This window comes from Pseudomonas sp. BGA-UO-ETr-WB11 (assembly GCF_059567785.1).
The window spans coordinates 869,249-893,415 of record NZ_JCAQOS010000008.1; the positions used below are offsets into that span (position 1 = coordinate 869,249).

Genomic DNA, 24,167 nt, shown 5'->3' on the forward strand with positions numbered 1-24,167 from the left:
TCAAGGCTTTTCAGTGAGCGGCCTTGACCCGGAAGCTGCGGGTCATCGACAGCAGCTTGGCCACTATCTCGGCTAATGCATGGCTGGTTTGGTCGATGTGATTTACGGCCTGCTGGGTGCTGATGGCGACGTCATGAATGGTGATCAGGTTGCGATTGATCTCATGGGCCACCGCCGTTTGCTCTTCGGTGGCACTGGCAATCTGCGTGTTCATTGCTGTGATGGTGTCCACCGAATGGCGGATGCTGTGCAGGGCACCGTCGGCCTGGCCGGCTTCGTCAACGGTTTGCTTGGCTTGGTCTTGGCCGTTGTGCATGGCATTCACGGCGTCGCGCGAGCCTTTTTGCAGGCGCAGGATCATGCGGTCAATTTCCGCCGTGGACTCCTGGGTACGCTTGGCCAGGTTGCGCACTTCATCTGCCACCACCGCAAAGCCTCTGCCCTGATCGCCGGCGCGGGCGGCTTCGATGGCCGCATTCAGGGCCAGTAAGTTGGTTTGTTCGGCAATGCTGCGGATCACCTCAAGCACTGTGCCAATGGAGTTGCTGGCATTCTCTACTTCGCCAATCAGGCTGGAGGTGTGTTCCAGTTCGGTGAACAGGGCGGACACCGCTTGCAGGGTGTGGCTGACCATCTGACTGCCGCTGATGGCCTCATGGTCGGCGCTATTGGCCGCCTGGGCGGCGCTCGCAGCATTGCGCGCGACCTCCTGAATGGTTTCCGCCATCTGCGTGGTTGCCGTAGCGACCTGGTCGGTCTCATGTTGCTGACGTTCGACGTCTGTGCGGGTTTGCAGGGTGACGGCGCTGAGCTCCTCCGTCTGACTGCGAATGCTTTCGGTCAGTTCTTGCAGGGCGGTGATCACCGTACTGAAGCGTTGCAGCATGTTGTTATAAGCACTGGCCACACTGCTGATTTCATTGTTGCCGAAGGCTTGAGCCAGGGCGGTTAGGTCCGAGTCTTTGTCCGCCTTGCGCAGCGCGACCAGCAGGTTGCCCAGGGGTTGGCTGATGCTGCCGGCCACCCAGCGGCCACCCAGCAGGCTGACGGCAACAATAAACAGAACCAAGCCAATCATCAGGTTGCGCACATCGTGATAGACGTCGGTCGCGGCCTCGCGGGCCAGTTTGGCTTCGTCCAGTTGCAACTGAATCAGTTCGCCGATGCTGTTGCTGATGGGGTCGATGCTTTGGTACAGCGGGCCGTTGAAGGCGCCGAGTTGGCCCTTAAGGTCGTCAGGGGCGCCCTGCAGGAACGCCTCCAGGCGCTGCAGCTCAGTGTTTGCCGTGCTGAATTGGCTGCGGGCCTGCTCGGCCAGTTGGCTTTCCCTCGGGGTCAGCTTGGTGGCCATATAGGCTTGCCAGAGCCGCTCGATTTCGCTCTGGGCGGTGTTGATTTCGCTCTGTGCCTGATCGCGACTGAACAGGCCGTGGTCGGCCTTGTTGACGGCGTCGATGATGTTCACCGCGTAGTAGTCGCTGATTTGTTTGAGCTGCTGCAAGGGCACTACGCGGTCGTCGTACAGACTGCCGACCCCGGCATCAATGCGGCTGAAGCCGCTGATAGCCACCGCCAGCATGCCAAGCATGGCGAACAGGGGAATGATGATCAGGAGAAACAGCCGGTGAACCACCTTGATGTCGTGCATGCCCATGCCCTCTAAGCCCGTATTACTGTGAATACATATTCGCAGTGTGGCTTTAGATGCTGAGGGGTTAAGACCGTTTGGCTATAAATTCAGGGCTCGTGCGCATGGTCGACCAAGCCGTTGGGCTTTTAAGGCGCGGGGGCGGTGAGTGCCAGGGGGAATTCCTGACCGGGTAGCCAGCGCTGACAAATGGCGCGGAAACTGCCATCGGCCTTCATCTGATCGAGGCTGCGTTGCCACTGATCGATCAGACCGTCGTCGGTGTCGAGGGAGAAGGCGATGTAGGCGTAGCTGTGCAAAAAACTGTGCAGCGGTTCGACATCATCAGGGGTGAGGTTGCCCAGCGCCAGCAGGTCGGGCAGGGTCAGGTTGTCAGCCACCACCAGGTTTACCCGCCGATGACGCAGCATGGTCATCATCTGTTTGGGGCCGAGCACGCCATACAGGTTGGGCATGTTCTGCGCTTTCAGGGTCTGGAAGCTGTACCACTGACGCGGCACAGCGATGGTGCCGAGTTGGCGCGCATCGTCGAGGCTGCTGATGGTCATGCCGGAGCCTTTCAATGCATAGAAGCTGGTCACGGTAACGGCAATGGGACCTACCCACTTGAACAGTTTTTCCCGCTCGGCCGTACGCATGGTCACGAACAGGCCGCTGTTGGGTTCGGTCAGGGCTTTTTGATAGCCCCGCGCCCAGGGCACCACCTGGATATGCGCGTGCTGTTGAGTGCGGCGCAGGATTTCCTCTACCACTTCCACACCCAGGCCGGTCGGCTTGCCATCGCGGCTGAAGTTCAGCGGCGGATAGTCTTCGGTGTACAGCTGCAGGGGCGAGGCCTGCAGGCCAGGCGTCAGGTGCAGGGCCAGCAGGCAGAGTAGCCAGCGGAAAATGTGCATGGGCGAGTCACTGGATGGGTAGTGAGATGCCTATAGCTTAATGGAAGGCTTATGGAACGTCCGTGCTGATCGTCGGCGGCTCAGAGTTCGGCGTCGAGGGCCATGACGCGCAGTCGCTCGCGCTCATCAAAGCGCTGGGCCAGCAGTTGCTCAATGGCCTGCTGTTGGTCCGTAGGGCTGAGGCCTGACTGGCGCAGGCTGTTGCGCTCCGTGGCATAGGCCTGCAAGCGGGCTTGCCACTGGCGGCGCTGCTCGTCGAGTTGTTGCAGGGCGCTGGCGGCCTGTGGGTCGAGGGTGCTGGCGCGCAGTTGGTAGATGGCTTCATCGCTGGCGCCGGCGGCGCGCAGGGCTTCGGTGGCGGCATACAGCTCGCCGTCACGGCTGACCTGCTGGCGCACAGCCCGTTGTTCGGCCGGCAGGCTGGCTTCCAACTGGGCCTGCTCATGGCGCAGTTGCTCGGGGCTGAGGCCGCGTTCGTTCAGACGCAGTTGGGCGAGCATGAACTGGTCCTGGCTCAGGTCGCTGCTGAAGAAGGCCTGGTTTTCCTCGTCGCTGAAATACTCCGCTCGCAAGCGCGTCATGGCCTCCAAGTGCTGGGCAAAGCTCTCTGCGCTGGGTGAGGCGTTGCCAGCGGGCAGGTCGGCCATGGCCAGGCGGTAGTCGAGGTAGCGTTTGAGCAGGTCACGGGCCTGAGCCAGGGCCGGCTCGTGCAGTTGGCTGGCCAGATCGTGATGAATGCGCAGCAGAATCTGCGCCACCGGCTCCTCGTCGATGGCACTGAAATAGAAATCGAACAGTTGCAGCAGCTCTGGCTGCAGGCGCAGTTGGCCGTTGCCATCGGCCTGCAGGACCACGCCGTGGCCGGCGCCTTGCAGGGGTACGGGCAGAGCGCCGGGGCTCGGCAGTTGTACGGCGGTTTGCTGGCTGAGTTGCTGATTGAGGCTGCGTACCTGCACGGCCTTGGCGCTTTGCCTGACTGGGCTGGGTGTATGGGCAGCATGGCTGGCAAAAAAGTAGCCGGCCGTGGCGGCCAACACAGCCAGGCTGACGCTGGCGATGGCCAGTGGGCGGAAACGGAGGGGCATTATGTTTCTCCAGTCGCGCAGAAGCGCGCCGCCGGCAGGCCGCCGGTGGCGCGCTTGAGCGGTTTACAGGCTAAGGCTTTTCAGGCGGCTAGCATGGTTCTGGAACAGGGTCTTGGGGTTGGTCTCGAACAGCGAGACGGCGCCGAAGATCTGGTTGGTGACGTCCAGATGGTTCATGAAATAGTCGTCTTTAAGCACTTTGCCGAAGTGGCTGGAGCACTTGCCGGTTACACCGTCGTTGGCTTCGGTGAAGGCAAAGCGTGAGATGCCGAACAGCACATCGGAGGCGTCCAGCACGTTGGTCAGAGGGGCGGTGCCGCTCCACGAATACATGCGCACGCTGTTGCCGTTGATGTTGGCGGTTTCCGCTCCGGCGCCGCAGGCGGTGGTGGGAATGCCAACCGGGTAGCGCTGATTATTGGCAGCAGCGCCGGGCTTGTTGAATTCGGCGAGCATGGCGCGCACATCGGCCGGGCTCTTTTTGTTATTTGACAGCAGGTTGACCAGGTCGCCGACGGCATTGGCAAAGGCGGTGAACGCCACGCCCTGCAGGCTGCTGGCCGGTGCCACGCCCGTCACCAGGTCGGCCAGGGGCGAGCCCTTGTGCGGGGTGTTCATGGTGGTCACAGAGGCCACCAGGTCTGGCCGGGTGTTCATCACGTAACGCACGGTGATGCCGCCCTGGCTGTGGCCCATGAGGTTGAACTTGCTGATCTTGCCACCGGAGCTGGCGCGGATGTTGTCGAGTTGGGCGATCAGCGCTTCGCCACGCTTGGCGGAGCTGTCGAAGGCGTTGATCTTCGGTACATACACGGTGGCGCCCTGGCTTTGCAGCGCCGCGGGGATTTTGTACCAGTAGTCGATGGCGGCAATGCTGTCGAAGGCAAAGATGCCAGGCACCAGGACAATCGGGTGCTTGGTTTTGGCTTCGGTGGTGGCAGCGTGGCTGGCCTGGCTGAAGGACAAACCGAGGCCGAGGGTGAGCAGCGAAACAGCAAGCAGTTTCTTCATGTTGGCATTCCTGAATATTGTTTTTATTGTGTGTTTTGCGCCTCGTATTGCCGACACGAGGCATCCGCCATCTGAGCACGCCGATCGCCATCTGACTTGTAAGAACCGATGAACTTGCCAGGCCTGTGTGTCGACTGCACAAAGCACACGCCTGCGCCTTTACGTCGCGCGTGTAAACGCTCAATCTCGCGACCAGACAACAATAAGAGCCACAGCTACGGCTGATCGCTCATTCAGGACCACCGCCATGCCTTCGGCTACGCCATCGTCATTGCTGTATCTCTGGGACCGCCGCACCCTGTTCATTGGTCAACTGAGCGAGTCCCTGGAGCTGTCGCAAGCCGCCGCCACTCTGGTGCTTGGCCTCGATCAGGGCTTTACCCTGGAGTCGGCCGGGCGCCTGTTGCCGTGTCGCAGTGCGCTGCTGCCATCGGGCAGTCGCGTGCGTTTACAGGCTGCGGACAACCGTCTGGTGGTCTGGTATCTAGACCCCTTTGGTGCCGACTGCGCCGCCCTGCGTGGGCAGATGACGACGGTCGAGGGCGGGCTGTGTATGGGGCTGGCAGATGAGTCGCAGTGGCTTGAGCGCCATCGCCAATTGCTTGATGAACAGACCACACCCGCCCAGGCCTATGCCTTGATCGAACAACTGGTGGGCACGCCGGCGCCGTTCAAGCTGGATGCGCGCATCAGCAGCGTGGTGGCGCTGATCAAACGTGACGTGGCGAATAACCTCTCGGCCCGGTATCTGGCGGCCCAGGTGGACTTGTCCGAGCCACGCCTGTCGCAGCTGTTCAAGGACACCCTGGGCGTGCCGATCCGCCGTTACCGGCAGTGGCACCGGCTGTTCGTCACCGCCGTTGGCGTGACCCAGGGCCTGTCGTTGACCACCGCGGCGTTGGAGGCTGGCTTTACTGATTCGGCGCATTTCAGCCGCACCTTTCGCAGCATCCTCGGCATGCCGCCGTCGGCCATGCTCAATCCGCGTGGGCGGATGCGCATGTATGCGGGTTAGGCGCGCGCCAGCACCGGTATTTGCCACTGCTCGCCGGGCTTGGGCGGGCGGAATTCGTTGGCTGGCACCTGCCGCTCGGCCAGGGCTCTGGCCAGTTCCTGGGGCGGGGCAAACTGCTCCTCGTCGCTCAAGTTAAAGGTACCGAAGTGGATCGCCATGCTGCACTGCGAGGCCAGTTGCTGGTGGGCCTGCACGGCGTCGTCGGGGTTCATGTGGTTGTCGCGCATAAACCAGCGGGGGGCGTAGGCGCCAATCGGCAGGGCGGCAAAGCGCAGCGGGCCGAAGCGCTGGTTGATCAGTTTGAATTCTGGTCCCAGGCCACTGTCACCGGGAAACAGCACCGGCCCTTCGGCCGAGTCGAGCACAAAGCCCAGCCACAGGCTGCGGTTAGTGTCGTGGCGGGCGCGTGCCGACCAGTGCTGCACGGGTACGGCATGCAGGCTGAGCTGCTCGTTCAGCGGCAGGCTTTGCCACCAGTCCAGCTCAATGACATCGGGGAAACCGCATTCGCCAATCAACCCGCCATTGCCCAGGCCTGTCACCACCTGAGCCTTGGGGAAACGCTCGGCCAGTTGGCGCAGGCTGAACAGGTCAAGGTGGTCGTAGTGGTTGTGGCTGACCAGAATCAGGTCAATCGGCGGTAGCTGCTCGAGGCTCAGGCCGGGCGGGTGATAACGCTGCGGGCCGATGAATTCGAACGGGCTGGCGCGTTTGCTCCACAGCGGGTCGGTGAGGATATTCAGGCCGTGCTGCTGGATCAGCAGGGTGGCGTGATTGATGTAGGTGACGCGCAGTTCGGCACCGTGCACCCGGCTGACGATCTCGGGCGGTATCTGTGGGCCTGGCTGCGCCACCCACTGCATTTGCGGCGGGCGGCTGAACCGCCACTTGAGTACATCGCCCAGACTTTTATGGGCCTTGGGTTCGAGGTTGTGAAAACGTTCGCCATCGAAATGGTCGCTGCGGGGCCCTCGGTAGGGACGGCCATGGCGGCCCAGCAGGTTGAGCAAGGCCAGCCACCAGGTGGGGCGCAGAACACGGAACATACGGATTCGCTCTTGCAGGACGAAGGTGGCTCAACCTAGCATGCCGCTCCCGTCGCTCGCCTGGCCAAGTCTTTTCTACTCATGTCACGACCTCCTGCTCGTCCTGCTGCTACCCGTTCCCCACGTCCTGGCCAGGGTTCGTCTGCGCCACGGCGAGTGGCCAAGCCAGCGCCGGCCGAGCCGCAGCTGTTGCTGTTCAACAAGCCGTTTGACGTGCTCACCCAGTTTAATGACGAAGGCGGGCGCGCCACCCTCAAGGACTTTATCCCTGTGCCGGGCGTGTACCCGGCCGGGCGCCTGGACCGCGACAGCGAGGGGCTGTTGCTACTGACCAATGTCGGTAGCCTGCAGGCGCGCATCGCCGACCCCAAGCACAAATTGGCCAAGACTTACTGGGTGCAGGTGGAGGGCGAGCCGAGTGCCGAGCAGTTGCAGCAATTGCGCGAAGGCGTGCAGCTCAACGACGGCCCGACCCTGCCGGCCGAGGCGCGTTTGTTGGATGAGCCCGAGCTGTGGCCGCGCAATCCGCCGGTGCGGTTTCGCAAGAGCGTGCCGACCCACTGGCTGGAGTTAGTGATTCGCGAAGGGCGCAATCGCCAAGTGCGACGTATGACGGCGGCGGTGGGCTTGCCGACTCTGCGTCTGGTGCGGGTGCGCATTGGTCCCTGGAGTATCGAAGGGCTGGCGCCTGGCGAGTGGCGTGCGGTGCCGGCCCAGTTGCCCTAAGGAGTCGCCTGAGTTCGCGGTCAAGACCGCTCCCACAAAGTGCACCCCTGGCGCAAATCCCGTGGGAGCGGTCTCGACCGCGAACGGCGTGAACCGCGCTGTCGTGACAGCAAAGCCGAAGAGCGGTGGTTGTTACTGAATGCCGAAGGTGACTTCCACCAGATAACCGATGATCGGCTTGGCGGCGAAGGCGAACAGACACAGACCGAGGCCGAGAAACAGGATGGCGGTGCCCATGCGGCCGGCCTTCGAGGTTTTTGCCAGGTCCCAGATGATGAAGGCCATAAAGGCCATCAGGCCGCTGACCAGCACGTACATCATCAGGGCTTCAAACTGTTCGGTTTCCATGGCGACCTCAGTGGCGTAATTCGGAGCCGCAGCAGCGGCGCGGCGATTATACGCGCGTTGCCGGCGCTGGCGACTGCCACTGGGCAGCGCTGGGCGCGGCTTAGCCGCGCAGGTGGTTGAGCGGCAGCTCGGTGCTACTCAGCACTTGGTTGAGCACGAAGCTGGAGCGCACGCTGGTCACCCCTTCGATGCGGGTCAGGTGGCCGAGGAGAAACTTCTGGTAGTGGTCCATGTCGGCCACCACCACCTTCAGTTGATAGTCCGCGTCCATTCCGGTCACCAGGCTGCACTCAAGCACCTCCGGGCATTGGCGGATGGCACCTTCGAAACCCTCAAAGCGTTCCGGGGTGTGCCGGTCCATGCCGATCAGCACATAGGCGGTCAGGCTCAGACCGAGCTTCTTGCGGTCCAGTAGGGCTACCTGACGGAGGATGTAGCCGTCGTCCTCCAGTTGCTTGACCCGTCGCGAGCACGGCGAGGGCGACAGGCCGATGCGCTCGGCCAGGTCTTGGTTGGAAATCCGCGAGTCGCGCTGCAATTCGCTGAGAATGTTCAGGTCGTAGCGGTCGAGTTTGTTCATGTTGGCCTGATTTATTAGCTGTATTGCGCGATATCATGCGCTTGTGGTGATTTGTTGCGCAAGTGACGTGCGGTTCGGCAATCTTCGCAATCTTTTTCCGCAGCTGCGGCGCTAATATTCTTCTCAGTTTCAAGGCCCGGACATTCTCGTCCAGCCGACCCGCCCAACCAGGTGAGTCGATGCCGGCGCCCTTATCGGGGTGGCCTGGCCACCGGGTTCGCAGCGCCCAATCAGGCCTGCGATGCACAGCGCGCTACCCTCGCCAGTGCCGGATGAAAGCAAAAAGGGCGTCCCGCGGGACGCCCTTTTTGTTGGCTCTTTCTACGTTATGCGTTGACGGTGCGATTGAGCTTTTGTAGGAGCGGATTTATCCGCGAAATTCGCGGCTGAAGCCGCTCCTACTGCGCGACGCTAGCGCTGCAATAGTTAACGGATATGAAGCCTTTTTGTTGCGCCGGATTTGCTCCCGGCAGGTTTAGAGCAGGCCGCTGAGCTGCAACAGCCACCAGGCCAGAATCAGCACCTGCACCAGGTAGCTGGCAAAACGCAGCCAGACGAACAGCGGCGCGGTGCTCAGCAGGTGCACCAGCGATTGCAGTACGCGCGCGGCCAGCAGGCCGAGGGCCAGCGGGTCGGTGAGTGCGGTTTGCCCGGCCAGCATGGCGAACAGCAGCACGGCGGCTTGGCCTGGCAGGTTTTCCAGGCAGTTGGCGTAGGCGCGGGTCAGGCGCTGGCCGAAGCCGGGTACGTCGCTGCCGTCGGCATTGAAGGCGTTGACGGCCTTGTGTCCGCCGAGCACCTTGATGCCGCGCATGTTGGCCAGCAGAAACACCAGTAGCAGGCTCCAGGCCACCAGACCGAGCAGGGCGATAGCGCTGGGGGTAAGGGCGATGGGCATGGCAGAAACCTCGATCTTGTTGTTATCGGAAGGAGGCGCCAGCTTAAGATATTTAGAGTAATTGCTCTACTTGTGTTCGCCGACCTTTTTGCCGGTGCGTACCCTGCTTAAGCAGAGGCCGGCAGCACGTCCTGCGGGTCCGGGTGGACCAACACCTCGGCCTGGGGGAATTCGGTCTGGATGGCCGTTTCGACCTGCTCGCACAGTTCATGCACCTGCGACAGCGGCATTTCGTTGGGCAGCTCCAGGTGCAGTTGCACGAACCAGCGGGTGCCAGAGATGCGCGTGCGCAGGTCATGGGCGCCGAGTGCGCCAGGCACGGTGCAGGCCAGCAGGTGCATGCGCTCGGTGATCTCCACGGACAACTCGGCATCCATCAGCACCGCAACGGATTCGCGGGCAATGCTCAGGGCGCTCCAGAGAATGTAGAAGGCGATGGCAATACCGAAGATCGCGTCCAGGCGATGCCAGCCAAAACCGGCGAGGATCAGCGCCAGCAGGATGCTGCTGTTGAGCAGCAGGTCGGAGCGGTAGTGCAGCGAGTCGGCACGGATGGCGGTGGAGCCGGTGACTTTGACCACATGCTGCTGGAACACTAACAGGGCGGCGGTCAGGCCCAGGGACACCAGCATCACGGCGATGCCCAGGCCCTGGGCGCCGAGGGGTTCCGGATGGAGCACGCGGTTGACGCCCTGGACGCCGACCAGGATCGCGCTGACGCCGATAAACAGCGATTGCCCAAGGCCTGCCAGGGCTTCGGCCTTGCCGTGGCCGTAGCGGTGATCGTCATCTGCCGGGCGCAGGGCGTAGTGCACGGCCAGCAGGTTGAGCAGAGAGGCGGCGCCGTCCAGCAGCGAATCGGTCAGCCCCGCCAGCAGGCTCACCGAGCCGCTCATCCACCAGGCAACGGCTTTAGCCAGGGCCAGGCTGAGGGCAACGACCAGTGCCGCGCCACTGGCCAGGCGCATTAAACGAGCGTGTTCGGCACTGATCGACATGCAAACTCCAGACGAAATAGTTAGACGTACTGCTTAGCCGGCGTTGCGCAAACCGAGGCTGGCCAGTTGTTCCAGGCTGCCGTGCTGCTGTCGCAGGTTGGGGTGCAGCAGCGGCAGCTGGTGACCGGTTTGTTCCTCGATGATGGCTTTGAGTTTGTGGTTGTCGATCTGGCCGTCGCGGCCCACGGCGTCCTGCAGGCGCTCAGGGGCAACCGAGTAGGTGCCTTCGGGCAGGTAGATGGCGCCGGTGGTGAAGTCGATGGCAAAGGCAATCAGGCCGGGAATCACATAAAACAGCAGGCCGACGGCATTGGCGATGGCGATGGCCGGGTCGATCTTGCCGTCGATCTGGCCGCGCCGATCGGGGTAGAACAGGGTGCCGCACGCGGCCACCTGGCTGAGGAGGGTGATGGCCAGAACGGCGCAGATACCACGGAATTGCGAGCGCATAAGCACCTCCAAAAATAAGGCCGCCACTATACCAAGCAGCGCCCGACAATGCTGTGCGGCGGCACGCTTATGCCGGCTGGCGCGAGGATTAGTCGTTCGCCGCTATAATCGCCGGCCTGCGCTGGAGTGCCGATGAAACCCTTACCCATTGATGACGTTTTGCCCGCCCTGTGTGCCGCCCTGCGCGAGCGCCACGAAGCGGTGCTGGAAGCGCCGCCCGGCGCCGGTAAAACCACGCGGGTGCCGCTGGCGCTGCTGCACGAGCCGTGGCTGGGCGAGCAACGCATTCTGATGCTTGAGCCACGGCGGTTGGCGGCCCGCGCAGCGGCCGAGCGGCTGGCCAGCGAACTTGGCGAGGCGGTGGGTGAAACGGTCGGTTATCGCATTCGCCTGGACAGCAAGGTCGGCCCGCGTACCCGTATCGAGGTGGTCACCGAGGGCATCCTCGCCCGCCGCCTGCAGGACGACCCCGCCCTGGAAGGCGTCGGTCTGATTATCTTCGATGAGTTCCACGAGCGCAGTCTGGATGCCGACCTGGCCCTGGCCCTGAGCCTCAATGGCCGCGAATTGCTGCGTGACGAACCGCCGCTGAAGATCCTGCTGATGTCCGCCACCCTGGAAGGCGAGCGCCTGGCGGCCTTGCTCGGTGATGCGCCAGTGGTCAGCAGCAGCGGACGCATGCACCCGGTGGCGATCCACTGGGGGCGACCCTTTCAGCCGGGCGAATGGGTTGAACCGAAAGTCGTGCAGACGGTGCTGCAGGCCCTTAGCGATGAACCCGGCAGCCTGCTGGTGTTTCTCCCCGGTCAAGCCGAGATCCGCCGGGTGCATGAGCAATTGGCCGACGCGTTGGCCGGCCGCACGGAGGTTGTGCTCTGCCCGCTGCATGGCGAACTGGACCTGGCGGCCCAGCGCGCGGCCATCGAGCCGGCGCCGGCAGGTCAGCGCAAGGTGGTGCTGGCCACCAATATTGCCGAAACCAGCCTGACCATCGACGGCGTGCGCGTGGTGATCGACGCTGGTTTAGAGCGGGTGCCGCGCTTCGATCCGGCCAGTGGCATGACCCGCCTGGACACTCAGCGTATTGCTCGCGCCTCGGCCACCCAGCGTGCTGGTCGCGCCGGGCGTCTGGAGCCGGGGGTGTGTTACCGGCTGTGGTCCGAGGCCCAGCACGAACAATTGGCCGCCTATGGTACGGCCGAAGTCCTTCAGGCCGACCTCGCTGGCGTGGCCCTGCAGTTGGCGCGCTGGGGCGTGCAGCCGGCTGAGTTGGCCTGGCTGGACCCACCGCCGGCGGCGGCTTTCGCCCAGGCGCGTGACCTGCTCGGGCGACTCGGTGCCCTAGATGGTCGCGGTGCGCTGACCGCCCACGGCCAGGCGATGGCCGAGCTGCCGGCCCATCCGCGCATCGCCCATTTGCTGCTGCGCGGTCAGGCGCTTGGTCTGGCGACGGCGGCCTGCGACTTGGCCGCCTTGCTCGGCGAGCGCGATATTTTGCGCGGTGCCGGTGCCGATCTGCACAGCCGCATGGCCTTGCTCAGCGGCGCCGACAAGGCTGGCCGCAGCAGTGCTGGCGGGGTGTCGCGGGCACGGCAACTGGCCCGTCAGTACCGGGGTTATTTGCGTGGCAAAGCGACTTCGCCCGTGGCCGATCCCGAGCATCCGCGCTGGCTCGGTTGTCTGCTGGCATTGGCCTACCCCGACCGTATTGCCCGCCAGCGCCGGGCTGGCGCAGCCGAGTATCGCCTGGCCAATGGCCGGGCGGCGCTGTTCAGCGAAACCGATGGGCTGATGAAGCACGAGTGGTTGGTGATCGCCGATCTCGGCAGCCGTCAGGGCCAGCGCGAGGAGCGCATCTACCTGGCGGCCGATCTTGAGGTTGAGCTGTTCGCCGGGCCGCTGGCCGAACAGGTGCGCAGCCTCGATGTGCTGGACTGGGACGAGCGCGAAGGCGTGCTGCGCGCCGAGCGCCAGCGCAAGGTCGGAGAGTTGCTGCTCGACAGTCAGCCGCTGACTGATCTGGATGCCGACGCCCGTGGTCAGGCCCTGCTCGCTCTGGTGCGGCGCAAGGGCCTGGAGCTGCTGGCCTGGACCCCGGAATTGCGTCAGTGGCAGGCGCGCCTGGCCTTATTGCGGCGCCTGGACCTGGCCCAGGCGGGGCACAGCGACTGGCCGGACGTGAGTAACGCCGCGCTGCTGGCGCGCCTGGACGACTGGCTGCTGCCGTACCTGGGCAAGGTCAGCCGCCTCAGTCACTTTGCCAACCTGGATTTGCCGGCAATGCTCGCCAGTCTGTTGCCCTGGCCGCTGCCCCAGCGCCTCGATGAGCTGGCGCCGAAAAGCCTGGAGGTGCCGTCCGGCTCGCGTATTCGCATCGATTATGAGCACGACACGCCGGTGTTGGCGGTGCGCCTGCAGGAGTTGTTCGGCCTGGCGGTGACGCCGCGTATCGCGGGCGGTCGTCAGCAACTGCTGCTGCATCTGCTGTCGCCGGGGCACAAGCCGGTGCAGGTGACCCAGGACCTGGCCAGCTTCTGGGCCAATACCTACCTGGAGGTGAAGAAGGACCTTAAGGGCCGCTACCCGAAGCATTACTGGCCAGACGACCCCTTAATTGCCGAGCCCACTGCGCGGGCCAAACCGCGCCGCTAGTTGGCTGCCTTCGGTTCTACTGCTGGCGGCGTTGCTGGCGGTGCGCCGAGCTGCAGGTGTTCATAGGCGCGGTCGAGGTCGTCGCGCAGCTGTTCGGCGCCGGGCATGGCCTTGGAAATCTGCAGGGTGATCGGCAGGTGGCGCAAGGTGATGTAGGGCAGCTCCGGTAAGTCGGCATCCTGCAAGGCTTGCTCGATGGGCTTGCTGTAGTCGATCAGAAAATCACCGCGCCGGCGCATCAGCATCGCCAGGGCCGCCTGGTGGCTGCTGCTGCGGCTTATCTGTACGTCGAGACTGGGATCGGTCAGCCAGTCGGAAATCGGCTGGCGGTAGGCGTAGCCGTTGATCAGCAGCAGACGTTTGCCGCGCAGCCCTTCCGGCAGTGCCGGTGGCGCCGTGTCGGTGCGGTGGTAAAGGTTGATGTCCACGGTACTCAGTTGGTGCCGGCCTTCGAGAATATGCCCCTGTAATTGCGGCACGCCCGGTGCGCCAGCCGACATCTGCACGCTGCCGTCCACCAGGCCGTTGTACAGCCGAGCACCCGGCAGTGAGCGGAACTCGGCGGGGTAGCCGGCCTGCTGCAACAGTTGGCGAATGATACCGATGATCTCGCCATGGGCGCGGCCCTGGCTGTCGGTGTAACTGAAAGGCGGGAATTCCAGGTAGGCAAAGCGCACCGGTTCGCGGTCGGCGGCCATGCTGATTTCGCTCAGGCACAGGCATGACAATGCCCACAGCAGTAAGCCAAAGCGCGGTCGTGCAGGTGTGCGGGTCAAGGGCATAAAGTAACCGTGGTTGGCCGAGGTGCAGTTTCGTCAGTTTAGCCCGAGGCCATCATGTTGCGCTGCCGTTACGGTGTCGGGCGCCGCATCCCCGGCGCCTTGAGGCTATGCTGGGCGGGTGAGGGGCTGTCGCTGGTGCATGCGTGAACGGAAGGGCAGCAGCGCCTGAGTAACTTGTCGCTTTGATCGTGGGGGTTGGGCATGCATCGCAAGGTTTTTACCAGCAAGGTTTATGAGCGCAAGGTGGTGCTGGTCACCGGCGGCTGTGCCGGTATCGGCCGGGCGCTGGTGTTGCGTTTTGCTCAGGCTGGCGCGCGGTTGGTGATTCTCGATCTGCAGCAGGATGAGTTGGATGGTCTGTTGCAGCACCTGGCTGATCATCACCATGTGGAGGCCATGGGCCTGCGCTGCGACGTGGCCGATGCAGCGGCGGTGCAAGAGGCCGTGGCGCTGGCCACAGAGCGTTTTGGTGGCATCGATGTGCTGGTCAACAATGCCGGCGTCAGCCACCGCAGCACCTTTGCCGACACCGATCTGGAGGTGTTTCAGCGGGTCATGGCGGTCAACTATTTCGGCGCGCTGAACTGCACCAAGGCAGCGTTGCCCAGCCTGATTGCTCGACACGGGCAGATCATCGTACTCAGCTCGCTGTCGGGTTTTGCTCCGCTGCTGTATCGCAGCGCCTACAACGCCAGCAAGCACGCGCTGCATGGTCTGTTTGAGACGCTGCGTTACGAGATCAAGGGTTCGGGGGTGAATGTCATGCTGGTCTGTCCGGGCTTTACCGCCACCGACCTGCGCAAGAATGCCCTGGTCGGTGACGCCGGGTTGGCGCCGAGTCCGCCCCTGGCCATGGGCCGGGTGGCCTCGGCCCATGACGTGGCCGAGGAGGTCTACCGCGCAGCACTCAAGCGCAAGAGCTTGCTGGTGTTGTCCAACGTCAACTGGCGGGCGCGCCTGCTGGCGCGCTATTTCCCCTGGCTGTTCGAGCGTGCGCTGTTGCCGCGCATCTCCGGGATCAAGCCAGATCGGGGCGGACGCTAGGGCTGTTTTCGATCAGGATGAAGTAACGTAGCATCACCAGGGTCAGGAACAGCTGCAGGAAGCCATTGGCGCTGTCCAGCAGCAGGCTCAACCAGGCGCTAGGCGACTCGCCCACTAGTTGATACACCCACCAGTCCAGCAGCCACAACGGCAACAACACCGCCAGCAGGCAGGCCAGCAGCGGCCAAAAATGCCCGGCACTGAGATTCAGGCTGCCGCGCAAGGCGGCCAGTGGCGTGTAGCCGCGTAGCACCAGCAGGTATTCGGCAAAGGCCAGCTTGACCATCACCCACAGCCCCGGCAGCACCAGCAGCGAAATGCCCAGCAGGATCAGCAGGCTGGTCAGGGCTGTCAGTACGGCCAGGCTCGGCCACAGGCGTAGGGCCGCGGCCAGCAGGTCGGCAATGCGTGGCTGCAGACCACGGCTGCGGGCATCCACCAGCAGAATCAGCGCGGCGCTGTACAGCGGATAGATCAGCAGGCCGGCCAGCAGGCTGTAAGGCACGCTGGTGCTCTCGCCAGCCCAGAGACCGATGAACTGGGCGAGCAGATTTTCCAGCAGCACCCAGGGCAGGCACAGCAGGGCGATGGTGATCAGGTGGCGGCTAAAAAAGTACCAGGCGTCGCGCAGGGGAATCAGCGGGTTCATCGGCAGGCATCAACGGTGAGTGGGTGCCCACTGTAGCGGGTTGCCTGTAGTGGTTCCAATTGCCGCTGCGCTGATCGAGGAAGGGTGCACCGGCCGGGGTGTTCGCCCATAATCGGCCTCCGCTTTCGCCCGCAGGAACTCCTGGTGAAGAAAATCGCCGTATTCGCCGATGTGCAGAACCTCTATTACACGGTGCGCCAGGCCCATGGCTGCCACTTCAACTATGCCGCCCTGTGGGCGGACATCAGCCAGCGCGGGCAGATTGTCGAGGCATACGCCTATGCCATCGAGCGCGGCGATGCCAAGCAGCAGCAGTTCCAGCAGATCCTGCGCAACCTCGGTTTTACGGTGAAGCTCAAACCCTACATCCAGCGCAGCGATGGCTCGGCCAAGGGCGACTGGGACGTGGGTATTACCATCGACGTGCTGGATGCTGCGCCGCGGGTGGATGAAGTGGTGCTGGCCTCCGGTGACGGCGACTTTGCCATTCTGCTCGACAAGATCCGCGCCAGTTACGGCGTCGAGGCCGTGGCCTACGGCGTGCCGGGCCTGACCGCCCAGGCGCTGATGCGGGCGGCCAGTCGCTATGTGCCGGTGGAAGGCAGCTTGCTGCTGAAGAACTGAGCCCCGACCTCTTACCTGAATAAAACGGATCGTTCGTGGAACCCATCGCAGTCATCGACTTTGAAACCACCGGCATGTCACCCGGCCACAGTTGTCGTGCCACGGAGATCGCTGCGGTGATCGTCGAGGACGGGCGCATCGTTGCCCGTTATCAGAACCTGATGAACAGTGGTGCCTATGTGCCGCCGTTTATCGAAAGCCTGACTGGCATCAGCAATGCCATGCTGCGCAAGGCCCCGCCGGCGGCCGAGGTGATGGCTCAGGTGGCTGAGTTTGTCGGGCGCACGCCGCTGGTGGCACACAACGCCTCGTTCGACCAGAAGTTCTGGGATGCCGAACTGGGCCTGATCCAGCGCCAGCGCGTACAGGATTTTGCCTGCTCGATGCTGCTGGCTCGTCGCCTGCTGCCGCAGGCGCCCAATCACAAGCTCGGCACCCTCAACAGTTGGGCGCAGTTGCCCCACACCGGCCAGGCGCACCGGGCCATGGCCGATGCGGAAATGGCCGCCAACCTGATGCTGTTTATGGCCGCGCAACTGCGCGAACGCCATGGCATTCGCGAGATTCCCCATGCACTGCTGTGCCGCTTGCAGAAAGTGCCGGCGGCGAAGATTGCCGAAGCCCTTAGCAAAGCGCGCGGCTAGCTAAGGCAGTAACACCAAACGGTTGGGCAGCTCGTTGCGGCTGTGGCTGGCTGGCAGGTGCTGCTTGAGGTGCGCGCCACAGCCCTGAATGCAGTCGAGAAACCCTTGCAGCGTCTGGCCCTGCCGCACCTGGCGGGTGAAGGCATCGATCTGCGTTTGCCAGGTGCTATCTGGCAGGTGTCGGGAGATGCCGCGATCGACCAGAATCTCGACATAACGCTCGGCCTCGGCGACGAAAATCAGCATGCCGGTTTCGCCCGCCGTATGGTGCAGGTTGTGTTCGAGGAACTGCCGCCGCGCCAGGTTGCCGGCCCGCCAGTGGCGCACCGCCCGTGGCACCAAACGGGCGCTAATGCGCGGGCGACTGAAGAGCAGGGCCAGGCCGATAAAGCTCGCCCATTGCACCAGCAGCAGTTGGCCGCTATCCAGCCAGGCCGGGTAGTAGTTGATCGCCCCCGGCAGCAGCAAGGCCAGCAGGCTGGCCCAGAGCAGGGCGACGTCGCGGTAATCATCGGCCTGGGCGGCCAGTACCGTGACCAGTTCGGCATCAGTGTCGCGTTCGATCTGGGCAATGGCATCCGCCACCTGCTGTTGCTCATTCGCGCTGAGTAGGCTCATGGCTGTTGCTCCTGTGCGTATTCCATTACCAGCCACCCGAGGCACCACCGCCTCCGAAGCCGCCACCACCGCCACCAAAACCGCCGCCGCCGAACCCTCCACCGCCACCGCCGTAACCACCGTGGCGCGAGCTGCCGCTGGCCAGCAGAAAAGGGATGACCAGGTCGAGGCGGCCGAGTATCAGCACCACGACGATAATCAGCATCAGCATAAACAGTGCCGTACCCAAGCCGTTAGACGCCGCAGTCGGTGGCGGTTGGGCCAGGGGTTGACCGCCCAGCACTTGCAGAATGGCGTCGACCCCAGCGCTGATGCCCTCGGCATAAGCGCCGCGTTTGAACGCGGGGAGCAGCTTTTGCTGAATGATCAGCGCCGCCTGGGCGTCGGTCAGGGTGCCTTCGAGGCCATAACCGACTTCGATGCGCACCTTGCGTTCGTCGCGGGCGACCAGCAGCAGGACGCCGTTATCCTTGCCCTGCTGGCCAATGCCCCAGTGACGGCCCAGTTGGTAGCCAAAGTCCTCAATCGGCAGCCCTTGCAGGTCGCTCAGGGTGACCACCACCAATTGGTCGCTGCTGGCCTGTTCATGGGCAGCCAGCAGCTGACTGAGGCGCGCCTCGGTGGCGGCATCAAGCAACCCTGCCTGGTCCACCACCCGACCGCTCAGGGGCGGAAAGCTGACCTCGGCCTGGCTCAGACTCAGCCAGCCGGCCAGCAGCACGAGCAGTGGCAGGCGCCACAGGCGGCCCATCAGAATTTCACTTCAGGCGCTTTATCGGCTGCCGGGGCGGTTGCTTCAAAGTTTTCCCGCAGCGGCATGTCGCTGTACAGCACGCTATGCCAGATCCGACCTGGGAAGGTGCGAATCTCGCGGTTGTAGCGCTCGACGCTGGTGATGAAGTCGCGGCGCGCCACGCTGATGCGGTTCTCCGTGCCCTCCAGTTGGGATTGCAGGGCCATGAAGTTCTGGTTGGACTTCAGCTCCGGGTAGCGCTCGGCCACCACCAACAGACGGCTCAAGGCGCCGCTCAGTTGGGTCTGAGCTTGCTGGAACTGCTGCATGGCCTGCGGGTTGTTCAGGGTGCTGGCGTCGACCTGAATCGATGTGGCCTTGGCGCGGGCTTCGATCACCGCCGTCAGGGTCTCCTGCTCTTGCTTGGCGTAGCCCTTGACGGTGGCCACCAGGTTGGGGATCAGGTCGGCGCGCCGTTGGTATTGGTTCTCCACTTGGGCCCAGGCGGCTTTGACCTGTTCGTCATAGGTGGGAATGTTGTTGATGCCGCAGCCGCTGAGCAGCGTGGTCAGCAACAACAGGGCGGCGAGGCGGGCGCCCCGTGGGGCAAGGGTGAAGGTCGGCATGTTCTGGATGCTCCCTGCGGCAGAAATTGGAGTCACACCCTACCGCCTGAACAGGCGTTGCGCCAGCCGCCAGTCCGGGACAACGGCGATAGGCCGAACAGAATCAGGCTGGCGACGCGTGGGCAGGTTAAACTGTGCGGCTTGGCATATTCGCTTTCCTGAACTCTGGTTACCTCCATGACTTTCGCCTCCCTCGGCCTGATCGAACCCCTGCAGCGCGCCCTCGACGAACTCGACTACAAGATCCCGACGCCGGTGCAGGCCCAGGCGATCCCGGCGGTGCTGGCCGGCCGTGACCTGATGGCCGCGGCGCAGACCGGCACCGGTAAGACCGCCGGTTTTGCCTTGCCGCTGCTGCAGCGCTTGATGATGGAAGGTCCGGAAGTGGCGAGTAATTCGGTGCGCGCCTTGGTGCTGGTGCCGACCCGCGAGCTGGCCGAGCAGGTGCATGAGAGCTTTCGTACCTACGGCCAGCACTTGCCGCTGCGCACCTACGCCGTATACGGCGGGGTGAGCATCAACCCGCAGATGATGAAGCTGCGCAAGGGCATCGACGTGCTGGTGGCCACTCCCGGTCGCCTGCTCGATCTGTTCCGCCAGAACGCGGTGAAGTTCAACCAGTTGCAGACCCTGGTGCTGGACGAAGCCGACCGCATGCTCGACTTGGGCTTTGCCGACGAGCTGCGCGCGGTCTATGCGGCCCTGCCGAAGAAGCGCCAGACCCTGCTGTTCTCCGCCACCTTCTCCGAGGCTATCCGCCTGCTGGCCGGGCAAATGCTGGATGACCCGCTGAGCATCGAAGTCAGCCCGCGCAATGTCGCGGCCAGCAGCGTCAAGCAGTGGCTGATCCCGGTCGACAAGAAGCGCAAGACCGAGCTGTTCTGTCATCTGCTGAAAAAACAGAAATGGACCCAGGCCCTGGTGTTCGTGAAAACCCGCAAGGGCGTTGATGAGCTTACTGAGTTACTGCAGCAGCAGGGCATCAACGCCGACGGTATCCACGGCGACAAGCCCCAGGCTACCCGTCAACGGGCCCTGGACCGCTTCAAGGCCCGCGAAGTGCAGATCCTGCTGGCCACCGATGTGGCGGCCCGCGGCCTGGATATTGACGACCTGCCACTGGTGGTCAACTTCGATCTGCCGATCGTTGCCGAAGATTATGTCCACCGCATCGGCCGTACCGGCCGTGCCGGCAATACGGGGCAGGCGATCTCCCTGGTGTGCGCCGATGAGGTGAATATGCTGGCGGCCATCGAAGTGCTGACCGGGCAACTCCTCAAGCGCGTGGATGAACAGGATTTTGAACCCGAGCACCGGGTACCGCTTACCGATGCCAGTGGCCAGGTGCTGAAAAAAGCCAAGAAACCGAAAAAGCCGAAAATCGTCGGTGGTGGCGGCAAGAAGACCCTGGGCAAATGGTTGGAAAGCGCTGATGAGCCAAGTGCGCCGCCGGTCAAGGCCGTGCGCAAGGTGCCGAGCTTCAACACCGGGCCGAAAAAGAAGAAGTAAACGCTCGCGAGACGTAGGGTGAGTTAGCCGCGCAGCGGCGTAACCCACCATGGCGATTGATGGGTATCGCTGCGCTCAACCCATCCTACGGCGATCAGGCCCGTGCGGCTTCCAGCTGGCGCTTGTGTACGGCTGCCTCGGTGGCATCGTAGATCACCACGCAAATGTGCTCGACCGCGCCGTTGGCGGCCGTCAGCGGCAGCAGCGTGACGTTCTGGTACATGTAGTCGGCTTGCCCGGTGATCGGCTGGTAGTTCTTGAAGTGCACCAGGTACGGATGTTGTTCCCATAGGCTGAAGGCGCGGGTGCCCAGTTGCACCACGGTGTCGACCTTGCGGCGGAACCAGGCCTCATCGATTTCCGCGAACAAGCCAAACAACGATTTACCGTAAACCTCATCCGGCCCCATGCCCGAATGGTTTTCCATAAAGCTGTTCCACACTTCGATCTGGTACTGGCGGTCCAGCACGATCACGCCCACATCGATGCACTGGACGATATCCAGTAGCCAGTGGAACTCTTTGATGTCGATCTGTGCGGGCATGCCGGCTTCTCGCTTGCGAACCTAGTTGAGCAGGTAGTTGATCTTGTGGCTGAGGCGCTGGATCGAGTCTTCGGTGAACAGCAGCAACAGGTCGAAATGCACGTTGTGGCCTTCCAGGCTGTAGCTGATCTCCACCGCCAGGGTCTTGCGCCAGCGCTGCTGGTTGACGTGAATCAGGCTGTCGATGGAGCCATGTAGGCCCAGCAGTTGTGGATGACCCTGGGAGAAGCGCACGTCAATCTGCTCGGAAATTCCGCTCAGGCAGGCGCCAATCAGGATGCTGGCCAGGTCCAGGAGCATCTCCGAGGTTTCCGTTTCATCCTTGGGTTGCCACTTGAACAGCCGGCTGATGTCGGCAATTTCCGAGTCGTGAAACAGCAGCAAGGCTTCGCCGGCGATGCCGTCGCCGATAAACCCCTGGCACAGGGCGCTGAAGCGCTCGCCACGCTGGGCGTCGGCGAGGGTCATGTGCAGCTCGCTGACCTCGAAGATATTCACCGCCGGCACCGGCAGCTGTACGAACACCCCCAGCACCTTGGCCAGCAGGGCGGCGGCGCGGCCCATGGCGACGTTGCTGATCTCGCGCAGGGCATCGCGGAAGTTGACCTTCAGCTCGAACGCCGGCCGCGGCGGTACCGCCACCGCGGCGGGGGCACTTGTGGCGCCGGCGGGGGCGGGCGGTGCAAGCAGGCCCAGATTGCTGAGGGTCTCGCGCAGTTTTTCCGGGTCGGCGGGTTTTTTGATAAAGGCCAGGGCGCCGAGTTCGTTGACCCGGCGAATGGCTTCTTCCTGCACGTCGCCGGAGACCACGATGACCTTGCAGCTGATGCCTTCATCCCGCAGGGCAGCAAGCACCTCGAAGCCGTCCATCACCGGCATGGTCAGGTCCAGCAGCATCACTTCAGCCAGGCCCTGACGCAGCACCTGCATGGCTTCTTCGCCGTGGTTGGCTTGGCTGATGGTCACCGGCCATTCGGCCGGCAGCGCGCGAATCAGCTGCTTGCGCGCCATCATGGAGTCATCGCAGACCAGAAGAGGAATCACTGTCGGGCTACCACCGTACGCAGATAAGGTGCCGGTTCGCTTGCCGGCTTGCCTCCAGCATAGCCGTTCAGGGCTGCTGCGTGCGAGTCCGACTCAGAGCAGTCGTTGCAGATAGCGATGCGCGGCAATGCCGGGCAGATGGGACGCCCGCTCGACCTGCACGACAAAGCCCAGGCGTTCGTACAGACGCTGGGCGTTCGGGTTGCCGGCGGAAACGTCCAGTGCCGTCCTGGCAAAGCCCGCGCTACGGCCCTGCTGCAGGAGAAACTCAATCAATTGGCTGCCGATGCCTTGCCCGGTAAGGGCGCTGCTGACGCCCAAATGAGCGAGATAGAAGGTGCGCTTGGGCGGCGGCAGGACAATGCGTTCCATCTGCAGGCCGCGCCACAGCACGCGCCAACAATGCCGCAGGCCATAAAAACCGATGATTTGCGCCGCCGCGCCGGCCATGTTGCGCAGGTTTACTTCACCGCTCAAGGCGGTGCCGGCGGCGACCACCTGACGGTCTTGTTCGCCGACCCAATGCTGTCGGTAACCAAATTGCCCGGCGCCGCTGACGAACACGCGGCGCAGGAAGTCCAGGGCGGTGCCTTTGGGTGTACCGCTGAAGACGTAATCGAAGGCCGCAGGGCCGGAGCTGTAGATCAAGGCAACGGCGGCGTCGACATCCTCGGGGCGGGCGCGGCGAAAGTGCAGGGACATGGGCATGGACTCGTGCGGGATGGAGAGTGCGAATTTAGCACTATCGTTCTACTTTATCCGTACCCGCAGCCAGTCAGCCATACCCAACCCTGCGGCGCGGCCGCTGGCGAAGCAGGCGGTGAGCAGGTAGCCGCCGGTGGGCGCCTCCCAGTCGAGCATTTCGCCGGCACAGAACACCCCCGGCAGTTGGCGCAGCATCAACTGTTCGCTTAGCGCCTCGAAGGGCACGCCGCCGGCCGTGCTGATGGCTTCGTCCAGCGGCCGGGTGCGCACCAGCGTCAACGGCAAGCGTTTGATCGCGGCGGCCAGTAAGCTCGGCTCGGTGAAGGTGGCGGCGTCGCTCAGCTCGCGCAGCAGGCCGGCGCGTACGCCGTCCAGGCCGAGTTGACTGCGCAGGTGGTTGCTGATGGATTTGCTGCCGCGCGGTTTGCGCAGCACGGTTTCGATCTGTTCTGCGGTTTTATGCGGCAGCAGGTCGAGGTGAATGGTTGCCGTGCCGTGCTGGTTGATCTGCTCGCGGATTGGTGCCGACAGGGCATAGATCAGGCTGCCTTCCACGCCGCTGGCAGTGATCACGAATTCACCCAGGCGCGGCGCTTGCTGATCGAGAGCGATGGCCGTGGACTTGACCGGCGCGCCGGCGAATTTATCCCTAAACAACGGGCTCCAGCCGGCCACGTCGAAACCACAATTGCTCGGTTGCAAGGCTGTCAGGGGAACCCCGCGGGCGGCCAGCAAGGGCATCCAGGCGCCATCGGAACCCAGGCGCGCCCAGCTACCGCCGCCAAGGGCCAGCAGGGTGGCGCTGGCGTTTACGGCGCGCTCGCCCTCCGCGCTGGCGATGCGCAGGCTGCCATCGTCGTTCCAGCCCAGCCAGCGGCTGCGGGTATGAAGGGTTACACCCCGCTCGCGCAGGCGCTTGAGCCAGGCACGCAGCAGTGGCGCGGCCTTCATGTCGGTGGGGAACACGCGCCCGGAGCTGCCGACAAAGGTGTCGATGCCCAGGCCGTGGATCCACTCACGTAGCGCAGTGGCGTCGAAGCCATGCAGGAGTTTTTCCAACGCGTCACGGCGCTCGCCGTAGCGGCCGAGAAAGGCCGCAGTGGGCTCGGCGTGGGTGATGTTCATGCCGCCGACGCCGGCCAGGAGGAACTTGCGTCCGACCGAGGGCATGGCATCGAACAGCTCGACCTTGATCCCGGCTAGGGCCAGCACTTCCGCTGCCATCAGGCCGGCGGGGCCGCCGCCGATGATTACGGCGGGCAAGGATGGGGTCGGGGTTGAATGGGGCATGG

At 63.6% G+C, this 24,167-nt stretch carries 26 protein-coding genes and 1 pseudogene; 7 read left to right on the forward strand and 20 right to left on the reverse strand.

The window, feature by feature from the left end; genetic code table 11:
• Positions 1-10: 10 nt before the first annotated feature.
• The 5 genes and pseudogenes from AC56DI_RS17520 to AC56DI_RS17540 all read right to left on the reverse strand — a co-directional run bounded on the left by AC56DI_RS17520 (position 11) and on the right by AC56DI_RS17540 (position 4,640).
• Complete coding sequence (locus AC56DI_RS17520) at positions 11-886, reverse strand: methyl-accepting chemotaxis protein (RefSeq protein WP_496347544.1); 876 nt, start codon at positions 884-886, stop codon at positions 11-13.
• Positions 887-1,654, reverse strand: a pseudogene (locus tag AC56DI_RS17525) (MCP four helix bundle domain-containing protein); the annotation flags it as partial. It abuts the gene before it with no gap.
• 122 nt (positions 1,655-1,776) lie between these two features.
• Positions 1,777-2,544 (reverse strand): substrate-binding periplasmic protein, encoded by a 768-nt coding sequence (locus AC56DI_RS17530; protein WP_496347282.1) that lies wholly within the window; start codon positions 2,542-2,544, stop codon positions 1,777-1,779.
• Between the two features lie 80 nt (positions 2,545-2,624).
• Complete coding sequence (locus tag AC56DI_RS17535; RefSeq protein ID WP_496347283.1) at positions 2,625-3,629, reverse strand: lipase secretion chaperone; 1,005 nt, start codon at positions 3,627-3,629, stop codon at positions 2,625-2,627.
• A 63-nt stretch (positions 3,630-3,692) separates the two neighbouring features.
• Positions 3,693-4,640 carry a lipase family alpha/beta hydrolase gene (locus AC56DI_RS17540; RefSeq protein WP_496347284.1) on the reverse strand — a complete coding sequence of 316 codons (948 nt, stop codon included), beginning with the start codon at positions 4,638-4,640 and terminating at the stop codon, positions 3,693-3,695.
• Positions 4,641-4,887: 247 nt separating this feature from the next.
• Here AC56DI_RS17540 and AC56DI_RS17545 point away from each other — a divergent pair, with 247 nt between their 5' ends.
• The gene (locus AC56DI_RS17545; protein ID WP_496347285.1) at positions 4,888-5,655 is read left to right on the forward strand and encodes a helix-turn-helix domain-containing protein; all 768 of its coding nucleotides are present in this window, start codon (positions 4,888-4,890) and stop codon (positions 5,653-5,655) included.
• Here AC56DI_RS17545 and AC56DI_RS17550 read toward each other — a convergent pair.
• Positions 5,652-6,701, reverse strand: a complete 1,050-nt coding sequence (locus AC56DI_RS17550; RefSeq protein ID WP_496347286.1) for an MBL fold metallo-hydrolase — start codon at positions 6,699-6,701, stop codon at positions 5,652-5,654. The two genes, AC56DI_RS17545 and AC56DI_RS17550, sit on opposite strands and share 4 nt — an antisense overlap.
• 156 nt (positions 6,702-6,857) lie before the next feature.
• Here AC56DI_RS17550 and AC56DI_RS17555 point away from each other — a divergent pair, with 156 nt between their 5' ends.
• On the forward strand, positions 6,858-7,427 hold the full coding sequence (locus tag AC56DI_RS17555) for a pseudouridine synthase (RefSeq protein WP_496347287.1): 570 nt from the start codon (positions 6,858-6,860) through the stop codon (positions 7,425-7,427).
• A 132-nt stretch (positions 7,428-7,559) separates the two neighbouring features.
• Here AC56DI_RS17555 and AC56DI_RS17560 read toward each other — a convergent pair whose 3' ends face one another.
• From AC56DI_RS17560 to pmcY, 5 genes are all read right to left on the reverse strand, one after another.
• Positions 7,560-7,775 (reverse strand): DUF2788 domain-containing protein, encoded by a 216-nt coding sequence (locus AC56DI_RS17560; RefSeq protein WP_496347288.1) that lies wholly within the window; start codon positions 7,773-7,775, stop codon positions 7,560-7,562.
• Positions 7,776-7,875: 100 nt separating this feature from the next.
• A complete protein-coding gene (locus AC56DI_RS17565) occupies positions 7,876-8,355 on the reverse strand; it encodes an Lrp/AsnC family transcriptional regulator (RefSeq protein ID WP_324517244.1) in 480 nt (159 codons plus the stop codon).
• Positions 8,356-8,830: 475 nt separating this feature from the next.
• Positions 8,831-9,247, reverse strand: a complete 417-nt coding sequence (locus AC56DI_RS17570; protein ID WP_422587197.1) for an MAPEG family protein — start codon at positions 9,245-9,247, stop codon at positions 8,831-8,833.
• A gap of 113 nt (positions 9,248-9,360) precedes the next feature.
• Positions 9,361-10,251 (reverse strand): cation diffusion facilitator family transporter, encoded by an 891-nt coding sequence (locus AC56DI_RS17575; protein WP_496347289.1) that lies wholly within the window; start codon positions 10,249-10,251, stop codon positions 9,361-9,363.
• 33 nt (positions 10,252-10,284) lie between these two features.
• The gene (gene pmcY / locus AC56DI_RS17580) at positions 10,285-10,701 is read right to left on the reverse strand and encodes a periplasmic Zn2+ metallochaperone PmcY (RefSeq protein ID WP_496347290.1); all 417 of its coding nucleotides are present in this window, start codon (positions 10,699-10,701) and stop codon (positions 10,285-10,287) included.
• 132 nt (positions 10,702-10,833) lie between these two features.
• Between pmcY and hrpB the strand changes: the two genes are divergently transcribed.
• Positions 10,834-13,353, forward strand: coding sequence for an ATP-dependent helicase HrpB (gene hrpB, locus AC56DI_RS17585; protein WP_496347291.1), 2,520 nt, complete (start codon positions 10,834-10,836; stop codon positions 13,351-13,353).
• Here hrpB and AC56DI_RS17590 read toward each other — a convergent pair.
• Complete coding sequence (locus AC56DI_RS17590) at positions 13,350-14,135, reverse strand: substrate-binding periplasmic protein (RefSeq protein ID WP_496347292.1); 786 nt, start codon at positions 14,133-14,135, stop codon at positions 13,350-13,352. The two genes, hrpB and AC56DI_RS17590, sit on opposite strands and share 4 nt — an antisense overlap.
• 201 nt (positions 14,136-14,336) lie before the next feature.
• Here AC56DI_RS17590 and AC56DI_RS17595 point away from each other — a divergent pair, with 201 nt between their 5' ends.
• Entirely contained in the window at positions 14,337-15,179 is an 843-nt protein-coding gene (locus AC56DI_RS17595) for an SDR family oxidoreductase (RefSeq protein ID WP_496347293.1), read from the forward strand.
• Here AC56DI_RS17595 and AC56DI_RS17600 read toward each other — a convergent pair.
• Entirely contained in the window at positions 15,154-15,828 is a 675-nt protein-coding gene (locus AC56DI_RS17600; protein ID WP_496347294.1) for a DUF7847 domain-containing protein, read from the reverse strand. The two genes, AC56DI_RS17595 and AC56DI_RS17600, sit on opposite strands and share 26 nt — an antisense overlap.
• Positions 15,829-15,972: 144 nt before the next feature.
• Between AC56DI_RS17600 and AC56DI_RS17605 the strand changes: the two genes are divergently transcribed.
• Both AC56DI_RS17605 and AC56DI_RS17610 read left to right on the forward strand, forming a co-directional pair.
• A complete protein-coding gene (locus tag AC56DI_RS17605) occupies positions 15,973-16,452 on the forward strand; it encodes a LabA-like NYN domain-containing protein (protein WP_324517251.1) in 480 nt (159 codons plus the stop codon).
• 35 nt (positions 16,453-16,487) lie between these two features.
• Positions 16,488-17,096, forward strand: a complete 609-nt coding sequence (locus AC56DI_RS17610; protein ID WP_496347295.1) for a 3'-5' exonuclease — start codon at positions 16,488-16,490, stop codon at positions 17,094-17,096.
• On the opposite strand, the gene AC56DI_RS17615 is transcribed toward AC56DI_RS17610, so the two are convergent.
• The 3 genes from AC56DI_RS17615 to AC56DI_RS17625 are packed head-to-tail and all read right to left on the reverse strand — an operon-like array spanning position 17,097 to position 19,073.
• Entirely contained in the window at positions 17,097-17,714 is a 618-nt protein-coding gene (locus tag AC56DI_RS17615; RefSeq protein ID WP_496347296.1) for a TPM domain-containing protein, read from the reverse strand.
• Positions 17,715-17,739: 25 nt separating this feature from the next.
• A complete protein-coding gene (locus tag AC56DI_RS17620; RefSeq protein WP_496347297.1) occupies positions 17,740-18,465 on the reverse strand; it encodes a TPM domain-containing protein in 726 nt (241 codons plus the stop codon).
• Positions 18,465-19,073 carry a LemA family protein gene (locus AC56DI_RS17625; RefSeq protein WP_496347545.1) on the reverse strand — a complete coding sequence of 203 codons (609 nt, stop codon included), beginning with the start codon at positions 19,071-19,073 and terminating at the stop codon, positions 18,465-18,467. The genes AC56DI_RS17620 and AC56DI_RS17625 overlap by 1 nt, the downstream gene beginning before the upstream one ends.
• Positions 19,074-19,250: 177 nt before the next feature.
• Here AC56DI_RS17625 and rhlE1 point away from each other — a divergent pair, with 177 nt between their 5' ends.
• Positions 19,251-20,582 carry an RNA helicase RhlE1 gene (rhlE1, locus tag AC56DI_RS17630; RefSeq protein ID WP_324517256.1) on the forward strand — a complete coding sequence of 444 codons (1,332 nt, stop codon included), beginning with the start codon at positions 19,251-19,253 and terminating at the stop codon, positions 20,580-20,582.
• 94 nt (positions 20,583-20,676) lie between these two features.
• Here the strand turns inward: rhlE1 and AC56DI_RS17635 are convergent, their stop codons facing one another.
• The 4 genes from AC56DI_RS17635 to AC56DI_RS17650 all read right to left on the reverse strand — a co-directional run bounded on the left by AC56DI_RS17635 (position 20,677) and on the right by AC56DI_RS17650 (position 24,165).
• Entirely contained in the window at positions 20,677-21,126 is a 450-nt protein-coding gene (locus AC56DI_RS17635; protein ID WP_496347298.1) for a PAS domain-containing protein, read from the reverse strand.
• A 21-nt stretch (positions 21,127-21,147) separates the two neighbouring features.
• A complete protein-coding gene (locus AC56DI_RS17640) occupies positions 21,148-22,170 on the reverse strand; it encodes a response regulator (protein WP_496347299.1) in 1,023 nt (340 codons plus the stop codon).
• Between the two features lie 93 nt (positions 22,171-22,263).
• On the reverse strand, positions 22,264-22,878 hold the full coding sequence (locus AC56DI_RS17645) for a GNAT family N-acetyltransferase (protein ID WP_496347300.1): 615 nt from the start codon (positions 22,876-22,878) through the stop codon (positions 22,264-22,266).
• A 42-nt stretch (positions 22,879-22,920) separates the two neighbouring features.
• The gene (locus AC56DI_RS17650; RefSeq protein ID WP_496347546.1) at positions 22,921-24,165 is read right to left on the reverse strand and encodes a TIGR03862 family flavoprotein; all 1,245 of its coding nucleotides are present in this window, start codon (positions 24,163-24,165) and stop codon (positions 22,921-22,923) included.
• Positions 24,166-24,167 lie beyond the last annotated feature (2 nt).